This is a genomic window from Pseudomonas sp. Larv2_ips (assembly GCF_963879675.1).
Lineage (GTDB): Bacteria > Pseudomonadota > Gammaproteobacteria > Pseudomonadales > Pseudomonadaceae > Aquipseudomonas.
In genome coordinates, this window is record NZ_CAWOAW010000014.1 from 1,756,723 (window position 1) to 1,779,510 (window position 22,788).

At 60.4% G+C, this 22,788-nt stretch carries 18 protein-coding genes and 1 pseudogene; 15 read left to right on the forward strand and 4 right to left on the reverse strand.

The features are described from left to right. Nucleotides 1-19 precede the first annotated feature (19 nt). Nucleotides 20-1,180: an aromatic ring-hydroxylating oxygenase subunit alpha gene (locus AACV02_RS14755; protein ID WP_119740613.1), complete on the forward strand. Its 1,161-nt coding sequence runs from the start codon at nucleotides 20-22 to the stop codon at nucleotides 1,178-1,180. On the opposite strand, the gene AACV02_RS14760 is transcribed toward AACV02_RS14755, so the two are convergent. Then, the gene (locus AACV02_RS14760) at nucleotides 1,163-2,068 is read right to left on the reverse strand and encodes a LysR substrate-binding domain-containing protein (protein WP_119740615.1); all 906 of its coding nucleotides are present in this window, start codon (nucleotides 2,066-2,068) and stop codon (nucleotides 1,163-1,165) included. The genes AACV02_RS14755 and AACV02_RS14760 overlap by 18 nt on opposite strands. A 91-nt stretch (nucleotides 2,069-2,159) precedes the next feature. On the opposite strand from AACV02_RS14760, the gene AACV02_RS14765 reads away from it, so the two are divergent. From AACV02_RS14765 to AACV02_RS14785, 6 genes and pseudogenes are all read left to right on the forward strand, one after another. Next, nucleotides 2,160-3,095, forward strand: coding sequence for a DMT family transporter (locus AACV02_RS14765; protein ID WP_119740617.1), 936 nt, complete (start codon nucleotides 2,160-2,162; stop codon nucleotides 3,093-3,095). A 37-nt stretch (nucleotides 3,096-3,132) separates the two neighbouring features. Beyond that, nucleotides 3,133-7,209 carry an SDR family oxidoreductase gene (locus tag AACV02_RS14770; protein WP_119740619.1) on the forward strand — a complete coding sequence of 1,359 codons (4,077 nt, stop codon included), beginning with the start codon at nucleotides 3,133-3,135 and terminating at the stop codon, nucleotides 7,207-7,209. Further along, nucleotides 7,206-7,616, forward strand: a pseudogene (locus tag AACV02_RS30965) (alcohol dehydrogenase catalytic domain-containing protein); the annotation flags it as partial. The gene AACV02_RS14770 and the pseudogene AACV02_RS30965, both read left to right, overlap by 4 nt. Before the next feature lie 60 nt (nucleotides 7,617-7,676). Next, a complete protein-coding gene (locus tag AACV02_RS14775; protein WP_237266721.1) occupies nucleotides 7,677-8,213 on the forward strand; it encodes a zinc-binding dehydrogenase in 537 nt (178 codons plus the stop codon). 27 nt (nucleotides 8,214-8,240) lie between these two features. Further along, entirely contained in the window at nucleotides 8,241-8,873 is a 633-nt protein-coding gene (cysC, locus tag AACV02_RS14780) for an adenylyl-sulfate kinase (protein ID WP_256680509.1), read from the forward strand. Between the two features lie 28 nt (nucleotides 8,874-8,901). Then, entirely contained in the window at nucleotides 8,902-10,362 is a 1,461-nt protein-coding gene (locus tag AACV02_RS14785) for an FAD/NAD(P)-binding protein (protein ID WP_119740623.1), read from the forward strand. 268 nt (nucleotides 10,363-10,630) lie between these two features. On the opposite strand, the gene AACV02_RS14790 is transcribed toward AACV02_RS14785, so the two are convergent. From AACV02_RS14790 to AACV02_RS14800, 3 genes are all read right to left on the reverse strand, one after another. Beyond that, nucleotides 10,631-12,130, reverse strand: coding sequence for a DUF6622 family protein (locus tag AACV02_RS14790; protein ID WP_157986841.1), 1,500 nt, complete (start codon nucleotides 12,128-12,130; stop codon nucleotides 10,631-10,633). Nucleotides 12,131-12,943: 813 nt separating this feature from the next. Continuing rightward, complete coding sequence (locus AACV02_RS14795; RefSeq protein ID WP_119740628.1) at nucleotides 12,944-14,662, reverse strand: hydrogenase maturation protein; 1,719 nt, start codon at nucleotides 14,660-14,662, stop codon at nucleotides 12,944-12,946. Nucleotides 14,663-14,822: 160 nt separating this feature from the next. Then, nucleotides 14,823-15,734, reverse strand: a complete 912-nt coding sequence (locus tag AACV02_RS14800) for a LysR family transcriptional regulator (RefSeq protein ID WP_119740630.1) — start codon at nucleotides 15,732-15,734, stop codon at nucleotides 14,823-14,825. Nucleotides 15,735-15,875: 141 nt separating this feature from the next. Between AACV02_RS14800 and AACV02_RS14805 the strand changes: the two genes are divergently transcribed. The 8 genes from AACV02_RS14805 (at nucleotide 15,876) to AACV02_RS14840 (ending at nucleotide 22,786) form a co-directional block, all read left to right on the forward strand. Then, nucleotides 15,876-17,081: an MFS transporter gene (locus AACV02_RS14805; RefSeq protein WP_119740632.1), complete on the forward strand. Its 1,206-nt coding sequence runs from the start codon at nucleotides 15,876-15,878 to the stop codon at nucleotides 17,079-17,081. Between the two features lie 101 nt (nucleotides 17,082-17,182). Beyond that, nucleotides 17,183-17,821, forward strand: a complete 639-nt coding sequence (locus AACV02_RS14810; RefSeq protein ID WP_119740634.1) for a YbhB/YbcL family Raf kinase inhibitor-like protein — start codon at nucleotides 17,183-17,185, stop codon at nucleotides 17,819-17,821. Then, entirely contained in the window at nucleotides 17,814-18,659 is an 846-nt protein-coding gene (locus AACV02_RS14815) for a helix-turn-helix transcriptional regulator (protein WP_119740636.1), read from the forward strand. The genes AACV02_RS14810 and AACV02_RS14815 overlap by 8 nt, the downstream gene beginning before the upstream one ends. Before the next feature lie 141 nt (nucleotides 18,660-18,800). Next, nucleotides 18,801-19,004: a chorismate-binding protein gene (locus tag AACV02_RS14820; protein WP_256680510.1), complete on the forward strand. Its 204-nt coding sequence runs from the start codon at nucleotides 18,801-18,803 to the stop codon at nucleotides 19,002-19,004. 84 nt (nucleotides 19,005-19,088) lie between these two features. Further along, entirely contained in the window at nucleotides 19,089-19,817 is a 729-nt protein-coding gene (locus AACV02_RS14825) for a helix-turn-helix domain-containing protein (RefSeq protein ID WP_106578085.1), read from the forward strand. Nucleotides 19,818-19,999: 182 nt separating this feature from the next. Further along, the gene (locus AACV02_RS14830) at nucleotides 20,000-21,064 is read left to right on the forward strand and encodes an SDR family oxidoreductase (RefSeq protein WP_119740640.1); all 1,065 of its coding nucleotides are present in this window, start codon (nucleotides 20,000-20,002) and stop codon (nucleotides 21,062-21,064) included. After that, on the forward strand, nucleotides 21,061-22,326 hold the full coding sequence (locus AACV02_RS14835; protein ID WP_119740642.1) for an aspartate aminotransferase family protein: 1,266 nt from the start codon (nucleotides 21,061-21,063) through the stop codon (nucleotides 22,324-22,326). The genes AACV02_RS14830 and AACV02_RS14835 overlap by 4 nt, the downstream gene beginning before the upstream one ends. A 16-nt stretch (nucleotides 22,327-22,342) precedes the next feature. Beyond that, nucleotides 22,343-22,786, forward strand: coding sequence for a type II toxin-antitoxin system RatA family toxin (locus tag AACV02_RS14840; RefSeq protein WP_106578082.1), 444 nt, complete (start codon nucleotides 22,343-22,345; stop codon nucleotides 22,784-22,786). Nucleotides 22,787-22,788 lie beyond the last annotated feature (2 nt).

The following is a 22,788-nucleotide window of genomic DNA, read 5'->3' on the forward strand; positions in this document are numbered from 1 at the left end:
ACTGATCCATGGAGGTTCCATGACCAGCGTCCCTTCCGCGTTGCACCTGGCCCGCGGGTTCGACATCGACCCTTTTGCTTCTTTTACCTTGCCTAACGAGCATTACATCGACAACCAGTTATTCGATCGGGAAATGGAAGCGGTGTTTGCACGTACCTGGCAATACGTCTGCCACTCATCCGCACTGCCCAACGCGGGTGACTACCGAGTGCGTGACCTCGGTCGGCGAAGTGCGCTGGTGGTCCGTGACAAGGACGGTACACTGCAGGCCTTTCATAATGTCTGCCAGCATCGTGCGCATCGACTGGTCGAGGGCAGCGGCCATGTGCCCGGGTTATTGACCTGCCCGTATCATGCCTGGGCCTACAACACCCGAGGAAAGTTGATCAGCGCGCGTAAATCCGAGCACATCAAGGACTTCAGCACGGATCAGATTCAACTCAACCCGGTACGCCTGGAGGTGTTCTGCGGTTTCATCTTCATCAACTTCGACTGGAATGCGCAGCCCATGCAGGTCCTGCTGCCTGGGCTCGACGCATCGATCCGAACCTTCTCGCCAGCCCCGGAAAAGCTGTTTCACGCCTATTCCAAGGAATACGGCGTGCAGTCCAACTGGAAGGTCTCTGTGGAAAATTACTCGGAGTGTTACCACTGCCCGATGTGCCATCCCACGCTCTCGACGGCAACCCTCGACCTGAAGAGTTATCAGCTAGCGATCCACGAGCATTATCACGCACATATCAGCAGCGATAGTGGCGTCAACCAGGGCTATACGATGAAGCAAGACTCGGCCCGATCGCGCGAATTCGGCGCCTGGTACCTGTGGCCGAACTTTTGCCTGGAGGTCTATCCAGGAGGGTACATGAATGTGTTGCATCACCTGCCGGTCAGCGTGGACAAGACACTGCAGGTGGTTGAATGGTTTTGCACGGCAGCAACTCCCTCCCGGGAAGAACAGGAGGTCATCGACTTCGTCGCCGTGATCCGTGAAGAAGATATCCCCTTGTGCGCCAGTGTGCAGCGCGGCCTGAACAGCGACGGCTACCAACAAGGTCGCTTTATAGTTGACCCGGCACTAGGGGCCAACAGCGAACATGCCGTGCACGACATTCAGAAAAAGACCCTGGCCGCACTGGGACTGCTGTACACGGACGACGAGGCGTCAGTCTGCGAACGATGAATTCAACCATTCCAGCACGTGGCGAACTGACGGGCTGAGGGTTTCATCACGCCACTTGTACACGCTCAGGGCTTCAGGGAGGTGTATCGATTCGGAAAAAGGCCGTACCAGGTCACCACTGGCGAGCATCTTTTCACTGGTCCGACGCCACCCAAGGGCAAAACCCAGGCCTTCGACACACGCCTGCATCATGACCGGATAACTGTCATAGAACTTACCCTTGAGTTCTCCGGGCCTGATGTGAAACTCCCCCAGCCAGTCGCTCCAAGTGCTCCAGTACTGAGGCGTGGCAACGTGATGCAGTAAAGGCAGATCCACCAAGGTTTGCAAGGTCAGTGGGTGATCGCCCAACGAGGCCAGGTAGCCGGGACTGCACACAGGAAACACGTCATCACTCAAGGTCAACAGCCGTGTGTGATCACCGGATGGGCGCCCCGAGGTTTGGATGGCTATATCGAATTTTTCCGCTGTTTCGGTAATCGGTTGGATGGATGCATTGAGGCGAACTTCCAGGTCAGGGTACTTCCTGTGCAAATGCGTGATATTGGGCATCAACCAGTAAAAGGCTTCGCACAATTGAACCTCCAGGACAATTTCACTGTTGTCTCGTCCTGACTTCAGGTCTTCGGCGCGTGAAGCAATGCCCAGGAACGCCGTGCGCACCGCGTCGCGAAACTCGGCGCCCGCCTCGGTCAGAAATACGGCGCGATTTCTACGCGTAAATAACGCGACGCCAAGGAATTCTTCCAGGGATCGTATCTGTTTACTGATTGCAGCCTGGGTGAGATGCAACTCATCCGAGGCTTTGGAAAAACTTTCCAGACGCGCCGCGGCTTCAAAGGGAACCAGGCTGGAAAGTGGGGGCAGTGAGCGTTTGAAGTTATCCATAATTTTCATTCCTCCTGCGTAACCATAAGTCACTTTAAATGCAATACGAGCTCAACCAGAATCCTCCAGGTCGATCACATCAGGATCCATCATGTCTGCAACCACAACCGTTACCGCCGCTGAAAACCGACAAAGCATCCTCATCGTCGTAGGTTCGGTGTTCCTGTTGTCAGTGTCAGACGCTCTTATCAAGGCCACCAGCGCCGAGACATCGATGTGGCAGCTCTACGTGATTCGCTCGATCCTGGCCATCGGCATGCTCGTCGCCTTGTTGATGTACCGCCGCGGCACAACGCAGCAACGGCCGCTTTCCCCCTTGTGGATAGGGACAAGAAGCCTGCTGCTCGCCCTGATGTGGATCGCCTTTTACAGTGCCCTGCCCTTCATCAGCCTGACCATAGCGGCATTGGCAATCTATACGACACCTTTGTTTATCGCTTTGTTCTCTGCTGTCACCTTGGACGAGCATGTCACACCGCGAAAATGGGTGGCCATTCTGGTGGGGTTCGCCGGGGTGCTGGTCACGCTCGCGCCCAGTCAGGCTGATTTCAACCTATGGACGCTGCTGCCCGTGCTTGCTGCGATTTTCTATGCCCTCGCCGCGGTCGTGACCAAGGGCAAGTGCGCCAATGAGGTGCCGATGCACCTGGCCCTGGCGCTGAACATCGTCCTGTTGTTGATGGGGCTGGTCGGCAGCATTGTCGTCGCACAGACTGGCCCTCACCTGCCGGCCAACGAGGGCCTGCGATTTCTGGTGGGCGGCTGGTCGCCAATGGCGATCAGCGACTGGGGCGTGATGGTCGTGCTGGCGATTCTAATGGTATTGGTCAGTACCGGCATCGCCCGGGCCTATCAAATCGGCGAGACCTCGATCATCGGCGCATTCGATTACACCTACCTGATCTTCGCGATTGCCTGGGGGGCGTTGCTGTTCAATGAAGTGCTCAGTGGCCGGACCGCGGCCGGTCTGGCCCTTATCCTGATTTCAGGCTTCATCCTGCTGAAAAAGCCCACCGCCACGCGCTGAACGCTTCACATGCACAGGCCTTAACAAGGAGCTGTTTATGCTGACGTCATCTGATTCCCTGCCCAATGTGATTCTGTGGGCGGTTTCCCGCAGCCGCTCTACCGCTTTCGAGCGGGCCGTGATGCAGCATCCGGACGTCAGGGTGTTGCACGAAAGGCTCTCCGAGCCTTTTCTGGCCAGGCATTTTCCCGAAAAACATGCGCTGATTGAGCGCACCCGCCGGATCAATAACGGGCCGCCCGGCATTCCCGGTTACGCCGAGGCGATGGCGTTGCTCGGCGAACGTCCAGCACGACCGCACCGCTTGCAATTCTCCAAGGAAATTGCTTACTTCGTCGACTTCGACTCGATTGATAGCACGTGGCTGGCGCAATTCAGGCATGTGTTCCTGGTCCGCCAGCCGCGGGATGTGATGCGCTCGCTGTATCGCGTCAGCCAGAGCGGTGGCACCACCTATTTCGATGCGGATGAATCCGGCTTCGATGAGCTGGCTCGTATCCATGAGCGGGTGCTCGAACAGTGTGATGCCAGTCAGGTGCTCTACCTGGACAGTGATGAGGACCTGATGGGGGATACGCGAGGCACTCTGGCGCGCTTTTGTGATTTCGCCGGTATCGACTTTTCGCCTCGCCTGTTGAGTTGGGCACCGGAAAAGGTCGAACAATGGCAATTTTTCCAAGGCTGGCATGACGATGCCGAGCGCTCCTGCGGTTTCGCCCACGTCGCGCATCCCGAAATCACGTTTCCGGATGCCGTCGAATGTACGGCTCGGGACAAGCAACCCCTCTACAACTTTTTCCATCTGGCAGCCGCCTGGCAACGCGTGCCCCCCACGAAGGATCACCTTGCCTGCCTTCATGAACCGGCGGAGGCACATCTGCGCGTGCTGTTGCTGGCATCGACTAGGCAGCAGCACCTGCGTGCGTTGCAATGGGCAGCGCAATTGCCTGGCGACTACGCCGTTTGGCTATGGAGCAGCCCCGCAGCCTGCCATTTCGACGCAATCATCCGCGAAATCGAGCAGTTGCAGGACCTGCCCCTAGTGACGCTGACGACCTCTGGTGACCCGGTGTCGCTTGAGTTCGTGCGCCGTCTGAGTCATCGCCAGCTGTGCCTGATCTGCCCCGACAGCCCGCAGGCACGCCACACCGAGGTCAAGCTGATCATTGTTGATCGAGATAACCCGGCGATGGATGAAGTCGGCCCACGGATTGCCCAGTACCAGCGGGCGGCAGCTCAATACAGTCGCGAGCTGCAGATCAGGACCCAGCGTCCTGACGCCCCAGCCCACACAACAACGCCGTCCTGGCACATGCAGCTGCGTCAGTTGCTGCGCGATGCCCCGGACAGCACGGTCGCAGCAAGCCCTCAACGAAGCCTGAGCGCCCGCGATCTGAATGCCCAGGCGTGCACGCTGGCTGAGCGGCTTTTGCACAGTTGCCCGCACGGCGGGTGGGTGGCTATCCGCCTGGACAAAGACCTGCGCACGCTGGTGACCATGACCGCCTGCAGCCTGCTGCGCTGGCCTTACCTGGACATCCCGCAATGGTACGGCACCGACGCGACCGCGAACGTCCTGGCGAAACTCGATCCAGTGGTCGTGGTGGGCGATACGCTTACTCTCCAATCCTTGGCAGGTCGTTATCGCACGCTGCTGCTGGACCATCTGCCGGAGCGCTGCGACGCTGTACCAGAGCTTCGGCCGCAGCCATTCGGTGATGTGGCCTATGGCTTGCTGACCTCGGGTACGACGGGTATGGCAAAGGTCGTCACAATTGGCGAACACGGTCGCCTCGATTCACTCGCCTTCTGGCGTCAGCATATCCGCCGCGGTGATCGCATCGGCCTCAATGCCTGGATGACCGGCTATGTCTACTACCCTATCTTCAGCGGCGCGGTGGCCTGCTTGATTCCGGACGCCATGGTGCTGGATCCCCACGCCCTCACAAGTTTTATCCAGGACAGTCGTCTCTCTCAATTGATGATCACCCCTAGTCTGGTGGCAGGCCTGCTGCAAAACGAACAGGCATTCCAGCAGGCGTTTGCGAACGTGCATACCCTGTGGCTGAGCGGCGAGCCGCTACCTGACGCAATTCGCGAACAGCTCAGGCATTGCCTGCCCGACTGCCAGGTGCTCGATCTGTATGGCTCAAACGAAGCCGGGGACGTTGCCCTAGTCGGCCCGGAAGGCCGCCTGCACTTCACCCCCGGCACCGAAGCCTTCGTGCTGGACTCGACACTACAGTGCGTTCGCCTGGGCAGCCCTGGCGAACTCTACGTGTACACCCAGGGACTCACGCCGGGTTATCTGAAGGACGATACGGCCGACCAGGCGGCCTTCGTATCCAACCCGCTGGCGCCGACCCGGTCGGACCTGGCCCCGCAGCTGCTGCGCACCGGTGATAGGGTGCGACTCAGCGAAAGCGGAAATATCCACCTGCTGGGCCGCAGCAGCACGCATCTAAAATTGCGCGGGTTCAAGGTATTCAGCACCGATGTGGAACGCATCCTGGTTGCTCATCCCGAAGTACACACGGCCTTAGTCACCACGCGCGGCCGCGGGCTGGACCTGCAACTGGTAGCCTTTGTCGCTCCAGCGGATGCCGAGCACCCACCCCATGCCAACACGCTGCGGCAATGGGCGAGTCAGCACTTGCCGGCCTTCAGCGTTCCGGTGGCCTATTTCCTGACCCCATCGATCCCGGCCGGCGCCAGTCAGAAGCGCCTGAGTGCGAACATACTGCTGCAACTGCCTCTGGTTCCTCTGCCGGATGACGAACCGCCACTCACGCCCCTGCAATCTCGGGTCGCAGCCTTATGGGGCGATTGCCTGAACCTTCAGGGTGTGACTCTGGGCCCCGACAGTGACTTCCTCGACATGGGCGGCAGCCTGTTGCTGTTGGAATTGATAAACCTGATCAACCGGACTTTCCGTTTCGAGCTATCCGTTGCCGATGTCACCCGCGACGCTACCCTGGCGGGCATTACGCAGCTGATCGCGCTTGAACTTCAAGGCGAGCCCGTCCTGGAGGTCCCCTTCTCTGTCGAAACCGAAACCGAGCGTTACCTGTCCAGGCTGCAAGCGCCTGTTTCGCATGTGCCTCCACGCGAGGCACGGCGGACAATACTGGTTACAGGGGCCACGGGGTACCTGGGACGGATGATCGTGCGTCAGCTGCAACAGGCCGCGGGGGTGGAACGCATTCTGTGCCTGGTGCGGGCCGAAGACACGGCCCACGCACAGCAACGGGTTGCGGATCTTGGACCAGTGGAGGCTGTGGTTGCGAACCTGAGCCAGCCCGGGCTAGGCCTGTCGCCCGAGGATTACCGTCGCTTGTCTTCGGAGGTCGACTGCATCATTCATTGCGGTGCCGAGGTCAACTGGCTCAAGCGTTATGAACGCCTGGCCGAGACTAACGTAGGCGGAGTCCTGGAAGTGCTGCGTCTGGCTGCCATGGGCGGTGCTGGCGTTGTCATCGCCTCGACCTTGCCTGAAAAGGTCCCGACCACCGGCTACAACCGTGCCAAGCTGGTTGCCGAAAGCGTGGCGACAAGGTTCCGTGAGCAGACCGGCATAGATCTGGACATCCTGAGATGCGGGGACATCAGCGCCCCCATCCGGGCCAATGCCTGCGACCGCATCAACCCCGACGACTATGTCGGACTGATGATTCGTAGCTGTCTTGCTCTCAAGGCCTGGCCGGCGGAAAGCGACTGGTCGCTGAATCTCACGCCGGTGGATCATGTCGCACGGATCTTCGTGCACTGTGCCCTCGGCGAATCGACGACCCACTCGACGTCAATCCACCACCTTTACAACCCAGAGAGCACCCGCTGGGAACAGATCTGCAGTTGGGTCCAGACACTCTTGGGGACGGACCGGTTCACCGCACTCCCCCTCGCACAATGGCGCGTCAGACTCGAAGCCCAGGCACCCGGCAACGCAGTGCTGCAACGCACGTTGCTGATCCTTCCAATGATCATCGAAGACTTCAAACACTTCAGTCATCCGGCCCCGTTGCAAATCGCGCAGCTGAAATGCCCGGTGATCGATGCCGAATGGACGCAGCAGTACCTCACGGCACTCAACCTGCACACAGGAGAGACCCCATGACACAGACTACCACCGGATGGGCGGCCCATAGCCCAGGCTCGCCATTGGAGCCCTTTACGTACCCCCGCCCGGATCCGGGCCCCAATGAAGTCGAGATCCGGGTCACCCATTGCGGCGCCTGCACGAGCGACCTGCATTTGATCGAAGGAAACTGGGGAGAAGCCTCTCAATACCCGCAGGTGTGTGGTCATGAGGTGGTCGGAAAAGTAGTCCGCAGCGGGGCCTCGGTAACGGGGCTCGTCCCGGGGCAACGGGTTGGTGTCGGCTGGTACAAGGGGGCATGCCTCGCATGCGAGTGGTGCCTAAAGGGTGAAGAGCAGCATTGCCCAAAGGTGGTGCCTACCTGCAGCGATGGGCACCGAGGAGGTTTCGCGGACTTTTTGACCTGCGACGCACGGTTCGTATTCCCCATCCCCGATGCCATGCCCTCGGCCATGGCGGCCCCATTGTTTTGCGCGGGACAGACGGTGTTCACCGCACTGCTGCGTGGCACTCGTCCGGACATGCAGGTCGGCGTGCTGGGCATCGGGGGGCTGGGTCACCTGGCCATTCAGTTCGCCGCCAAGTTCGGGTGCACCGTGACCGCGCTGTCTAGCTCCGAAGACAAGAAATCCCAAGCCATGGAATTGGGCGCTAGCCACTTCTACACCCTGGACCCGGACACGCTGAAAGCCCAGGCAAACACCTTGGACTTCCTGTTGGTGACGGCTTCCAACGATCAGGACTGGGAGAGCGCCATCGCCTTGCTGCGCCCGCGCGGCACCCTGTGCTTTGCAGGCATGCCCAACCCGGTCACCCTAGATATCGCGGCGATGACCTACAAAACTCTGACGGTCTCCACCGCCAACGTTGGCGGGCGCCACGACATGCTGCAGATGCTGGCGTTTGCCAGCGTGCACCGTGTCTGGCCCCTGGTCGAAACATTCCCGGCGACAGGAATCAACCAGGCCCTGGATGCACTGCGCAACAACCAAGTGCGTTATCGCGCCGTCGTCGAGTTCTGACCCACACAAGCTCCACGGAGATACCTCATGCCTTCTTCGCTGGCACTACCGCCAACCGTCCCGGTGCATTCGGACCTGGTCTCCCACCCCTTCGAGATCGGGCGTCAGGAGCATTCCGATTTGAAGGGCCACCGTTCGCTCCTGTTGTGGTTCACCGGCATGTCCGGCGCAGGCAAGTCGTGCATCGCAAACCGGGTCCAGGCCAACCTGCACGAGCGTCAACTGCATACGTGCCTGTTAGACGGTGACCGGCTTCGTCAGGGCCTGACCGCCGACCTGGGCTTTGCCGATGAAGATCGCAAGGAAAACATCAGGCGCACCGCTGAGGTGGGCAGACTGATGGTGGATGGGGGCGTGATCACCTTGGTGTGCCTGATCTCACCGTTCGAACAAGAGCGTCGCATGGCCAGAGCGCTCTTCGCCCCCGACGATTTCATCGAAATATTCATTGATGCGCCGCTGGCAGTCCTGGAGCGACGCGACCCCAAAGGGTTGTATGCCAAGGCGCGTAAGGGCCTGATCAAGAATTTCACCGGTATCGACTCCCCCTATGAACGGCCTCTATCCCCCGACATCTTGATCGATAGCGCAACGACCTCTGTCGAGCAGGCCGCGCACACCATCGAAGCATTCCTGCACAACCGTCGGTTCTGGAATTGACCGTTACGTTCATCACGGGGCAACCATTATGAAGACGCTGGTTATCGTTGGTGCTGGCTTCAGCGGTGTGGCCACTGCGGCACAGATTCTGCGCAGCGCAGGTACCAAACTGCGCATAATATTGGTCAATCGCACGCGGGCCATGGCGCGAGGGCTGGCCTACGGCACCAACAGCCCTCTCCACCTATTGAACGCCAACGTTGGAAAAATGAGTGCGCTGGATGATGATTCCGAAGACTTTTTGAGGTTCTGCAAAAGCCGGCATCTCAACGTCGAGTCTACCTCGTACGTCAGTCGCAGCCTGTATGGCAACTACTTGAACGATGTCCTCGACCGCGCTGAACGATTAAATCCTGGCGTGCAGTTGTCACGGATTGTCGCGGAGGTCATACAGGTGCAACCCTGCGGCGACGGCGCCCGGCTCAAGCTGTCGGATGGGTGTACCCTCGAGGCGGATCATGTGGTCCTCGCCTTTGGCAACTTCCCTCCCGCCGACTGCTGCAACTTGAACAAGACCCTACGTCCGCAGACCTACGCGCATGATCCCTGGAATCCTCCCCTATGTCTGGCGTCCGATCCAGACACCGCGGTGCTGTTGATCGGCTCCGGCTTGACAGCGGTCGACATGGCGCTGCAGCTGGTTCAAAAAGGCCATAGCGGCCCAATCCATTTACTCTCTCGGCGCGGGCTCTTGCCCCTGGGCCACTCACCGGAGGCCATTGCCCCCCTTAGCGCCCCTGTGCACCTGGGACGAGGCTCACCTCGACAGCTGATGGCGACACTGCGCAAGCGGGTCAAGGAACACCAGCGCAGAGGAGGCGATTGGCGAGCCGTGGTCGACAGCTTGCGTCCGTGGATACAAAAACTCTGGTGCGCGATGGATACCCCGCAGCAGCGACAATTTCTACGACATGTCCAACCTTGGTGGGACGTCCACCGTCATCGTTTGGCACCCGCCACTTTCGAACATTTTCAACGTCTTCTGGAAAGTGGACAACTGGCCGTTCATGCCGGCAGGTTGAGCAATGTGGCGCTGCTGGGCAAAAGCTTGATTGTGGACTTTAAACGGCGCAGCGGTCAGGCAACTGAATCGCTCAAGGTCAGCAGCATCATCAATTGCACCGGCCCCAACCTTGACGTCCGGCGAGTCGATACCCCCTTGGTCAACAACTTGCTGGAGCAAGGGCTTCTTAGCGCCGCCCCGTGTGGCTTCGGGATACTTGTGGACGAGCAATTGCGCGTGTTGGATCAGCTGCATCAACCGATACCTTGGCTTAGCTATGTGGGGCCCATGCTCAAGGCGCAGTATTGGGAAGCCACCGCCGTCCCTGAGCTTCGGCGCTTTTCGTTCAAATTAGCCACGCGCATGGCCACCCTGCTGACAGATTTACCGGTTAGCAGTGGGCAAGATTCCCGGTTGCGCGTGACGCCTCAAGGTGGACCCGGCGTTGCCACTGACCTAAAAAGCACTCCGCATGCTGGAGGGTGAACGTAGCCCTGTCGGCAACTGCCGTAGAGGCAGTCCGGCTACCGGCCATCCCCGCGCGAAAGTACATTGAAGACCACCCCGTACGGCCTCGATATCGTCAGCGCGTCATTCGTGAACGCTCATATACGCCACACGAATTGGGGCAAAACCGGGGGCATATCTGAAATTTTGCTGCTTGAAAGCAGTGCTCTAGAGCCAAGTCAAAATGTTTTTTGGGGACCCTGAGAGTCTTTAGGCGTCGTCTGGCAGGGTCCATTCAGATGCAAGGCTATAGGCGAGCTGCTCTCCAGCAGCTCCAACCCCGACAAGCGAAATAGCTGCTCCACGCCCCCAACCCAGTTGCGACCAGCATCTGCACTGACCAATGATTGAGTGCCGGAAACTGCAGGGCCTGGGCCACACCTAGCAGATAGCGTGTGATGAAAATGCCAAGGATGACCAGTAGTGGGACCCAACTACCGCGCATTACCAGTCGACCCGAAGCCTTTTCCCTTGTCACGAAGTTGGCATCCATAAAACGCGAGGCGATCGTACCGATAGCAACAAGGCCAGCAAGCCAGAACCCAAAGCCGGCGCCCCAATAATCGGTGTACTGAAACACTCCCGCCACCGACAACATCAGCATCCCGATGGGGAGCAGCAAAGCGAGACTGAACCGCACCTGTCGCGTACGTGTCTGCATCAGTCCCAATACGCAAAGAGCGAACAATAAACCAAATACCCAATGCGGGGTGTAGCTGAGGATTTCCAGCACGGTCAGTTTTGCAGCCGGGACATCGGCAATTGCGGGCACTACGCGTTTTCCAGACAGAGGGATCTCGTCATCGGGTGCAACAAAAGCAAGCAGCCCAGACAACAAACGCTCATGCACGACTTTGCGGTCCACTCCCGCTTTGTCGGTACAGAGCGGGATACCGTTGATATTGTCGTCATAATGGCAAACGGAAAGAAACACAAAGTGCCCCTCGTTGCCTTCCAGCAACAGGGTTTTTGCATCCGGTATGGCCGACGCATAGCGAGCACCGTGATGGCTCCACGGCAGGAAGTCATCGTGCAGCGCCCCCACCACCAGTGCTGGAATATGCGAACCCGCCATGGACTGCTCAACCAATGCAGGGCCCAGGGCGGGGTCAAGCAATACTATTTTTCTGACCCGCGGGTCGCGGTAGCTGCCGTTGAACAACGCGATATAGGCGCTTGGTGCTCGCTTGATATCCAGCGCGTAAAAACACGAACGATCAACACCGTCTGGCAGGGACTCGCAGTACTTGGCGAACGCATGAAGATCAAAGCGTGCTCCCGCCAGAAGCGCGGCAGTCTGGCCGCCGGCGGAGTGACCAATGACGATGGCGTCGTCCCAGGCGACGCTTTTTTTAAAGAGATTCAGTTTGGCCAGGGCATCCAGCACCCGCGACACATCCAGCGCCCGCTCCCACACCATACCCGTGGCACGCAAGCTCTGTGTGTGCTTCCCGTATACCCGGGATTCACCGAAATGATTCAGACCAACGACAATGTACCCCTTGGATGCCAAGCCATTACCAACCCAGGCGTAATCGTCTGACGCCCCCATGCTGCCATGTGAAACAACGATGACTTTATGAGTAATCGCTGACTTATCAAGGCACAGCTCTTGCGCACCTGCGGTGCAGACGCCTTCCGGATACCAAATAGCCACATGCATCGGACGCTCAGCATTCAATGCATCGAGGTCTCTCTGCACTTCTCGGACCTGCCCGCTGCACACCATCGACAGCAGTGGCAGCATAAAAACTGCCAGCAGGGATAACCACCGCCTCACCATATCCATCCTTGATATCAAAAAGATCGAGAGAGCTTTCAGCCCTAGCCTGTCAATCAAACTCAGATTTTGGAATCTGAGATTGACTGGCAACCTATTTTGCCGACGGTCTCGTTACGAAATGACGATACAAACCTTACCGTTATCAATGCGTAGGTTCGTAGCACTCCTTCGGAATGTTCAAGCAATGGGTCATTGCGCGACACACGTCCTGACGCGAAACACGCTGGAGTGAGTGCGCAGATGCGCTTGTATGGAGAACCACAGTCGGCTGACGACGGAATTAGCTGTCGATTATTGCTAGAACGCGAGCCCAAAGCAGCCGAGGTTAATGGCACCTGCTTTGTTGGCGTTCGCGGGTAAATCCGCTCCCTCAAAGTTCGCGTCAGCCTTGGACAAAAGAGGAAGACCACTGCGCTCAAAATGAATCGCTCTTGGTTTCGTAGATACCTCCAAGCCCAGCAAACCAATTAGGCGGATGCAAATATTAGGTTGAACACAGTCGATCGGAGTAGCTGTTCTCGACCGAGAGCGGATTAGCTGGTCCTTGATGCGCCCTGCCCCCCCGCCAGATCCGATGAGGAGTTACACTGAAAGCCATCGACGACCACCCTGCTCCGCCTCAGAGATCGCCAATCTCGATCGCCCGCATATCCCGCGCTACTGGGGGCAAAACTGGGGGCATATTTTAGTTTTTCCGACCTGAAAATACTGCGATAGAGCCAAGTCAAAATGTTTTTTGGCGATCCCGACAGCCTCTGACCACCACCTGCAACCCCCTCACTCAACCAACGCCATCTTGCGCGCCACAGCCCATGGCGCCATCAGGCGTTGCGGGGTCTGGCACGTCTTGCGTTTGAACACGAAGTTGCGGCACTTTTCGGCGAACTGTTGGCGGTTGTGCACCATGTCTTGCTGCATGTGTGCCAGTTCGTGTTCGCGACAGCGTTCAACCTGATCCAGGTCCATGGTTGCCTTGCGTGCGCGCGCCAGCACGTAGTGCTCATCGTCGAGCGCGCGGGTGGCTTGTTGCATAAGCCATAGGCCAAACGCCTGTGGGCACCGTGGGCCGATGGCCTGAACCATGCCGTAGTGCTGGGCCTGGTGGGCACTGATCGGCAGGCATTCTTGCGTGAGCCGGTGCGCCACTTCGCTGCCGACGGCACGTGGCAGGCTGTAGGTCCAGTATTCGGAGCCATACAAGCCCATGGTTTTGTAATGCGGGTTGAGTACCACGCCCTCACGGGCAAAAACGATGTCGGCCGCCAACGCCAGCATGAAGCCGCCGGCTCCGGCACTGCCGGTCAGGCCGCTGATCACCAGCTGCCGGGCCGTGAGCAGCTCCTTGCACACATCGTCGATGGCCTGGATGTTGGCCCAGGCTTCCAGCCCAGGCACCGCGGCGGCTTGGATCACATTGAGGTGCACGCCGTTGGAAAAGCTGCCACGCCCGCCCTTGATCAACAACACGTGGGTGTCCCGCGCCTTGGCCCAACGCAGTGCAGCCACCAGACGCTGGCATTGCTCGGTGCTCATGGCGCCGTTGTAGAACTCAAACGTCAGTTCACCGACAGGCCCTGACTCTCGGTAGCGAATCGGTTGATAGGCCTGTTCATTCCACGTGTGGCTGGCGAGGGTGCTGTCCAGCACGGGAATGCCTGCGAGTTTCTCGGCCAGCACGTGGCGGGCCGGCAACTTGAAGGTCTCCTCCCCAGGCTGGGCTTTGCGCTTGAGCGAGCCGATCCACAGGCTGTGATCACCGGCCGCCTCCAGCACCGCGTCGTCCTGTACCGCAAGAATGTCTCCCGGAATGCCGTGGCGTGAGTCCAGGTGCGCGTCGTACACGTAATACTGCCCGCCCCTGATGCTCGCCAGCACACCGGGCTGGCCATCGGCGGCGTCAATGCTGCGTTTGATGAAGCGTGCGCAATCGAACCAACTGAAGCTGCGGTCGGCCTGGGTCATGTTTGGCTGCAATCGCCCGATGACATCGGGCTGCGTGTCATCAAGCGGCGTCGGGACGAAGCCCCGGGCGAATTTTGCCACCACGTCGCGGATGCAATCGATGGCTGCGTCACTCACCCGCCCGTTGTACAGCTCGGATTTGCGCACATCAGCCGGCATGTCGAATTCACGGGTCGACCAGATCGGCCCGGCGTCCATTTCCTCCACCGCCTGCAGGGCGGTCACGCCCCAGCGGTCGACCTGCCGGGTGATGGCCCAGTCCAGCGCGCTGGCGCCCCGGTCGCCGACGATTCCCGGATGGATGATCACGACCGGGCGTTCCGGGTTGGTCCACAGCTGCTGTGGCACACGGTCCTTCAGAAACGGGCAAATCACCACATCGGCGCCTGACGCCTCGACCTGCTCGCACACCGTGGCGGCATCGGTGAACAGCACCACGCTGGGCGCGTGACCTGCCTGGCGCAAGTCCAGCCAGGCGCGTTGGGTCAAACCGTTGAACGCCGACGATAACAACAGGATCTTCAATGACCGCATAGCTGACTCTTCCTTGAGATACGCGACCCGAGGCACTCATTGAGCCCTCCCTGGCCTTTGATGGAAGCATAAGGTTAGAGGCGCTGCCAGGCAGGGCACCTGATCAGGATCAATCTTGTGTCAGCCAATCGCGCATTCGTGCCAGCCGCAAAGCCACTGATTATTCGAGTGAACTCAAACCGGCAATCAGCGCCTCCAGCACCACGCGAACCCTGGGCTGGTCTTGCCGGCTTTTGACCCAGGCCAGGTTGACCTCAAACCCCGGCGTCGCCAGTTGCGGCAGTACCTCGACCAACGCGCCGTCCTGCAACTGTTGCTTGACCAGCCAGGATGGCAACTCGACGATACCGCAGCCCGCCAGTGCGGCCATCACCAGCCCTTCGCCATTGCCTACCACCAGTTGCGGCGTGAGTGGCCTGTGCAGTGTCGTGCCCTCCTCGCCGGTGTAGCGCCAAGGGCTGATGCGTCCATCCACCCAGCCATAGGCAATGCACTGGTGCTGCTCCAGGTCGCGGTCGGACAACGGCGTGCCATGGCGAGCCAGGTATGCCGGCGATGCACAAAACACATGCCACTCACGTGTCAGCCGCCGATGCTCCACCGTGTGCGGCCAGGCGTGACCGTCACCAATGCGCAGTGCAATGTCCACGCCCTCCTTGAACGGGTCGATATGGCCGTCAGAGAAGGAAATATGCGGCACCACCAACGGGTGCGCCTGCAGCCACGGCAGAAGAATCGGGAGCACCTGCACGCGCCCGTATGGGCCTGGCAAGTCGATGCGCACGCGCCCGCGAGGCTCGGTGTTTTCGGCTTGCAGCGACAGCTCGGCGTCTTCCAGATCGGCCAGCACCCCCGTACAGGTACGCAGAAACGCGGCACCGGCATCGGTCAACGCCAACGTGCGCGTCGTGCGTTGGAACAGTCGCGCGCCCAGTCGCTTTTCCAGCCTGGCGATGCCTTTACTCACGGCAGACGCCGTCAGGTTCATTTTCTCGGCGGCCGCCGTGAAGCTGCCGTACTGCGCGACGCAGACGAACACATCGATACCCTTCAAGCGCTCGGAGGAAAACATACGCGGCCCTTATTCATGAATTCAGTTCGTGGCTTTTGATAAAAAGCATCCTAAATCAGAATTCAGATCAACAGTAAGCTGCGTCGATCCGGACGAGCGACTTGCGACGCTTGCACCTTATAAATGGACGATGAGGCTCGAATGCTCGCCACGCTGAAAAAATATCCCGCCACCCTCAATCTGCTGCTCTGCGCTTCATTGGTGCTAACCCTCGCCCGGGCCATCACGCTGCCCTACCTGGTGATTTATGTATCCGGCCACTTTGGCTTGAGCATTGCCGAGGTCGGCCTGGTGATCGGCAGCACGCTGATCATCGGCTCACTGCTGAGCCTGTATGGCGGTTTCCTGGTCGATAGCCTCTCCAGTTACCGGCTCATCCTTACGGCCTGCGCCGTCTTCACGGCAGGTTTTCTCGGCGCCTTCATCGCGTCTGGTCTCGGGCTGTTTTATGCGTGCCTGGTGGCAATCAACCTGGCCTATGCCGTCATCGATATCGCGGTGAAAGCCGGGTTTGGCAGCCTGCTTCCCCTTGACCAGCGCAGTGAAGTGTTTTCGATCAAGTACACGCTGACCAATATTGGCTACGCCGTCGGGCCGTTCCTCGGTGCCGGCGTGGCCGCGCTGGACACCAGCCTGCCGTTCCTGCTGTCGGCGGGACTGGGAGCCGGCTATTTTTTTGTCTACTTCGTGTGGGGCGACACAGGCCTGGCAACAGCCGAGGCAAACCGGCAAACCACGCCATTTTTGGCCGTCGGCAAAGTGCTGCTGCGCGATTACCGCCTGGTGTGCTTTACCTTGGGCGGGGTGCTGAGCGCGGTGGTGTTCGGCCAGTTCACCGCTTACCTCTCGCAGTACCTGATAGTCACCAGCAACCCCCAGACGGCCTACCGCATTATCAGCAGCGTTGTCGCGACCAACGCCCTGATGGTTATCTGCCTGCAATACAGCCTCGGCAAACGGATCACCCACAAACACCTGAACCTGTGGCTCGCCGCTGGGCTTAGCCTGTTCATCGTCGGGCTGGGCGGTTTTGCGCTGTCGACCACGCTGACGGTGTGGGTGATCGCCATGGCCATCTTCACCGTGGGTGAAATCATCGTATTCCCGGCTGAATACATGTTTATCGACACCATCGCGCCGGACCCTCTGCGGGGCATGTATTACGCCGCGCAGAACCTCAGCAACATCGGCGCAGCGTTAGGCCCGGTGCTGTGTGGCGTGATGCTGGCGACGCAACCGGCCCACCACATGTTTTACATGCTGGCGCTCTTCATCATCGCCGGCGCAGTGCTCTACGGTTTAGGCGTGCGCCTGTCAGCTGAGGCAAAGCCTGAAGCGGTGACGTGAGCGCACATTGAGCGCCTGGGCAGACTATTTGATCGGCTGGGTCAAAAGCGGTCCTGGCTGTCTGCCTAGAATGAGTGCTCCTTTCCCAGGCAGACTTGAACATGAAACTGACCAGCAATGCCTTCGCTGACAACACCGCCATCCCCGGCGAATACGCCTTCGCCATTCCCGAGCCGATCCACCACTATGCGCTGTCCAGCAACCGCAACCCGCACCTGGCCTGGACGGATGCGCCGGCGGGTACCCAATCCTTCGTCCTGGTGTGCCACGACCCGGATGTGCCCAGCGTCGGCGATGACGTCAACCAGGCCGGCAAACGCGTGGCGGCGGACTTGCCCCGCGTGGACTTTTATCACTGGTTGCTGCTCGACATTCCTGCCGACACCCGCCAAATCAGCGCCGGCAGCCACAGTGACGGCGTCACGGCCAAGGGCAAAACCGGCCCGCAAGCCGCGGACGGCCTGCGCCATGGCTTGAATGACTACAGCGTGTGGTTCGCCGCCGACCCACAAATGGCCGGCGATTACTTTGGCTATGACGGCCCTTGCCCACCGTGGAATGATGAACGCCTGCACCACTACATTTTTACCCTGTACGCACTGGACGTTGCGCGTCTGCAGGTACAAGGTGCACTGAACGGCGCCGCTGTGCTGGCTGCGCTGCAAGGCCATGTCCTTGCCCAAGCCAGCCTGACCGGCACTTATACCCTGGCCCCCAAAGAGCTGCTGCGCGTTGACTGAACCGCTCACTGCATTGCCCGCCCAATGGCTGTTGCCATCGGGCGAACGGCTGCCATCCCAAGGCGTTTGCAGCGTCGCCCGCCCTCAGCTGACGCGCAGCCACCATGCGCGCGACTTTCGCTTTTTCGAAGCGACGCTGCTGCTGGTTACTGCCGGCACGCTGCTGATGGAGAATGCCCACGGTCGTTGGGCACTGGACGACAGCGCGAGCCTCATGGCCGTGGCCAAGAACACCCAGCTCAATGTCAGCAAGGCGCCGCCCGCCTACGGCTCGCCTTATACCGCGCTATTGCTGACCTTCAGCCCGGCACTGATCACCGAATTCCATCAACGCTATGGGCACGTACTCGCCGCCACCCAGACCGTCGGCAGTTGCACGCTGGCCGCGCTGGATGAACACCTGAACGACTCGCTGCAATTTTGCCTGCGCGGGATCGAGTCGCCCCAGGTCGGCGGCGTGCAGCAAAGCCATCGCGCGTTGGGCTTGCTGCTCGCCCTGTACGAGCGCGGTATTGTCTACCCGCGCCCCGCGGCTGCCGGGCTGGCCGAACGGTTGACGCAACTGCTGACCAAAGCCCCCGAGCACGCCTGGACCGCCGCGCTCGCCGGCCGTGAATTGGCGGTGAGTGAAGCCACCTTGCGCCGCCGGCTGGCGGATGAGGGCGTCAACTTCAGCACCTTGCTGACCGATATCCGCATGCACCACGCGATGATGCTGTTACAGACCACACACCTGGGCGTGTCGCAGATTGCCGACGCGTGCGGGTATCGGTCGCTGTCGAGGTTTTCGATGCGGTTCAAGCATCGGTTCGGGTTTTCGGTGCAGGCCATTCGGTAGCGACCAACACTCAACCCACAGCTTCATCCCGCAACGCTTTCGCGCCTTCCCTGGCGCGACACGTTCAACGCCACCAGCAGCGCCAGCGCCTTCGGCCGCTTGATAAACCGCCACAGCGAAGCATGCGCCACGTCCGGCTGTGTGTCCCTGGCGGGGGCCACGTGCAACCAGCCGACGCACACCAGGCTCAGTAACGGCATCGTCGGCCTGCGCGGCGCCCTGTTGAAGGGCAACCAGGCTCGCCTGTTTGCAGAGTGCGCGATCGTGGCGCACTCCGACCCTGCCTGCGAATACGACGAAACCTGCATCAAACTGGCCGGCATGCGTGCGGCGCTGCAGCGCTGACTGCGCGCCCGGTGCTTGAATCAAGACCTGTGCAGGCCTACCCTGCACACGGAAAACTCACCCTCCGAGTCAGGAAGACCTTACATGTGGGACGGCAGCGTTACTTTTGGCGATTCATGGGCCGGTTACATCGGTCGCGCGGATCAGAACTCTGCCCATTCCCATGTCGCCATCCAGCTGTGCATCGGCGTGCACCAACCGGTCACCCTGGAACTGCCCGGCCAGTTGATCCGCGCGGCCGGGGTGATCATCGGCCCCAACGTCGAACACCGCGCCGTGGCCGACAGTCATCCGGTGGCGTTTGTGTACGTCAATCCGGACACACCACTGGGCCGTGCACTCAACGCATTGCTGCAAGACAACGGCATCGCCCTGGCCAGTGACGAACTGCTGGAGTGCTTTCGCCGTACCACGTCCCTGCCCCAGTTTGTCGACGCGCTCGCGCGTTTGCTGGCGATTACGCCGCCCATCGACCAACGCCTCTATAAAGCCTTGAACATCCTGCGCCTGGACCGCGACGGTCCCGGTTCCGTCAGCCGCGCCGCCAATGCGGTCGGCCTGTCCAGCCCGCGCCTGCGGTGTGTGGCGACGCATCAGATGGGCGTTTCCCTGTCCCAGTGGATCATCTGGAACAAACTTGAGCGCGCCTCCAAATCCCTGGCCGGCGGCGCCAGCTTGTCGGACGCGGCCGCCGATGGCGGGTTCTCCGACCAGGCGCACCTGGCGCGCATGATGCGCCGCATGATCGGCATGACCCCGCGCACGGCGGCCAAGGTTTTGCGCAAGACAAGCGTTTCGTTCAAGACGCGGTGATATCAAAAGGCCAATATCGATCGCATCTTATTCGCGAAAACGTTAAGCGCTGACTGCCTTCCCCCAAAGCACGTCAGCGCCACCGAAAGTGAATACAAGAGTGATCGCCAGGGGCCCGTGTGCCTGGGATTCGGCGGAACGCACCGTTAATTCTTTCGATGAGTCCGCAGGAAGCGTCCTACATGTCAGAACAGCAAAAATTAACCGTCCTTCTCACAGGAGGCTCGGGCGTACTCGGCGAGTCACTGATCGACTGCCTGGCAGAGGACTTCAACCTGATCTGCCTGGCGCGCAAAAGCCGCATCCGCCACCCGCAGGTGCAAGTGCTCAGCGGTGATATCTGCCGCCCCCGGCTGGGGCTGGCCGCCGAGGATTATGAAGCGCTGCTGCAGCGCGTCGACTGGGTCATTCACGCCGCAGCGATTACCCGCATGGATGGCGACATCGACCAGATCTTTTCGGTCAATTACCTGGGTACCGAGAACGTCGTGCGCTTTGTGCAGCAAGCCAAGGTGCCGCTCTACCACATCAGCACCGCTTTCACCCACCCGTGCGACTACTACGAAGGCGTGCAGGCCGAGACGCCGTATGAAGTCGCCAAGCGCCAGGCCGAGACGCTGGTGCGTTCTTCCGGCATCGACGTGTCGATTTTTCGCCCGTCAATCATCATCGGCAATTCCGACACCGGGCACATGCCCAACTTCCAGGGTTTTCACATGACCATGGGGCTGATGATGTCCGGCGTGCTGCCCATCGTGCCCTGCCCGCCTGCCGGCTACATCGACCTGATTGCCCGCGACGTGGCGGCGCAGGCGATTGCCAACGCCTTGCACCGGCGCTTGATCGGCGCGGACTACTTCCTCACCAGTGGCCCACAGGCGCTGGACCTCACCGGCCTGCTGGACCTGATGTGCGAGTCCATGCAAGCCCAGGCGCAACCCTTCACACGGCCTCGCTGCATGGCGCCGGACATCTATGAGCGCCTGATCCGCCCGGTGTTTCTGCCTGCACTGACCGGCGCCGTCCAGGCCGCACTGGGCCGCGCCAACCAACTGTGCCGCTATGCCTGCCTGCGCACGCCGCTGCCCACTTCGTTGCCCGAGTTGCTCGGCGAGCCGGCCTTCAGTGCGCGCGACGTCAGCCGCGAATTGCTGCTGTCACTCAATCACCTGGCCCCCAAGCTCGGTGCCTTGACGCGGATGCTTAAACAGCCGGTCCCACCTGTTGCAGAGGCATCCGTTGCATGAACTCGCACCTGACAGAACTGGAACCCGCCGCCGACGCCGAACAGATTGACCAGTATTTTCGCCAGCATGTGAACTCGGGCTATGCACGCCTCGCGTCCTTGATGAACCTGCCGATCGAACACGCCAGCCGGGGCGTCTACATCTATGACAGCCAAGGGCGCCAGTACCTGGATGCCGGTGGCTATGGGGTGTTTTTCCTCGGCCACGGCCATCCGGTTGTCGTGGAGGCCGTAACCCGCCAACTGCAGCAAAACGCGCTGGCCAGCAAGCTGTTGCTCAACCCGCAACAAGCGTTGGCCGCGCAGGCGTTGGCAGCACGCTGCCCGGGTAACCTGGACTATGTGTTCTTTTGCAACTCGGGCGCCGAAGCCACCGAAGCCGGCCTGAAACTCGCCCGGCTTAACGGCTGCCGTCGCACGCTGTCGACGCTCGGCGGTTTCCACGGCAAGACCCTCGGCGCACTGGCCGTCACCGGCCGCGAAAGCTACCGCGAACCGTTCAGTGGCCTGCTCAGTGAAAGCGCATTCGTGCCGTTCGGCGACAGCGCCGCACTCGAACAGCAACTGCTCGCCTCGCCGGAAAAAGCCTGCGTGATTCTTGAGCCGATCCAGGCCGAAGCCGGCGTGATCCTGCCGCCACCGGGTTACCTGACGCGGGTACGCGAGCTGTGTGACCAGTACGGCGCCGTGCTGATCATCGACGAAATCCAGTCCGGCCTGGGCCGCACCGGCCATTGGTGGGCGTGCGATCGGGAACAGGTGGTGCCCGACATCATGCTGGTCGGCAAAAGCCTGTCCGGCGGCTGCGTGCCGGTCAGCGCCATGGTCGCCAGCGCGGCCATTTATGCGCCGTTCAACCGCAACCCCACGGTGCACACCTCGACCTTTGGCGCCAACCCGCTGGCCATGGCGGCCGTGCAGGCCACGCTGCAGGTGATGGTGCAAGAGGACCTGGTGGCGCGGGCGCGGCTGATGGGCCAGGACCTGCACGCACGTTTCAGCGCGCTGTTGCAGCGCATGGGCCTGGCCGAGCGCGTCACGTTGCGCAGTGCCGGCTTGCTGCTGGGCTTTGAGTTCAGCGACGCCTCGATCGCCGCGAACATGGTCATGGCCCTGATCGAGCAGCACATCATCGTGTGCCACTCGCTCAATGACCACCGCGTCGTGCGGCTTACACCGTCGCCGCTGCTCACCGCCCAGGACTGCAACTGGTTGATCGAGGGATTCGCCCAGGCGCTCACCACCTCTGTCTCACCCCTTTGATCTTTGGAGTTATCCCATGCAGGAAGTCAATGTCCAGGCACATATCCCCCATGCCTGCGCTGATGAAGTCTTCGCCGTGATCAGCGACTTCAGCCACTACGTCGAGCTGTGCGACTCGGTGCGCAATATCACCATCAACAAGGTCAGCGACGACGTGTCGTTCACCTCCTGGGAGGTCAACTTTCACAGCGGCATTCTCAAGTGGCAGGAGCGCGACACATTCAACGTTCAGACCCGCGAGATCCACTTTGAGCAAATGGCCGGCGATGTCGATCACTTCTCGGGCACCTGGCAAGTCCTGCCCGATGGCAAGGACGCGATTATCACCTTCACCTCGCGCTTTGACCTGGGCCTGCCAATGCTCGCCGACATGCTCGACCCCGTCGCGCAGAAGGCCATTCGCGAAAACATCCACTCGATCATCACCGGCCTGTTCCCGGCGAGCTACCTGAAGGCCTGAGC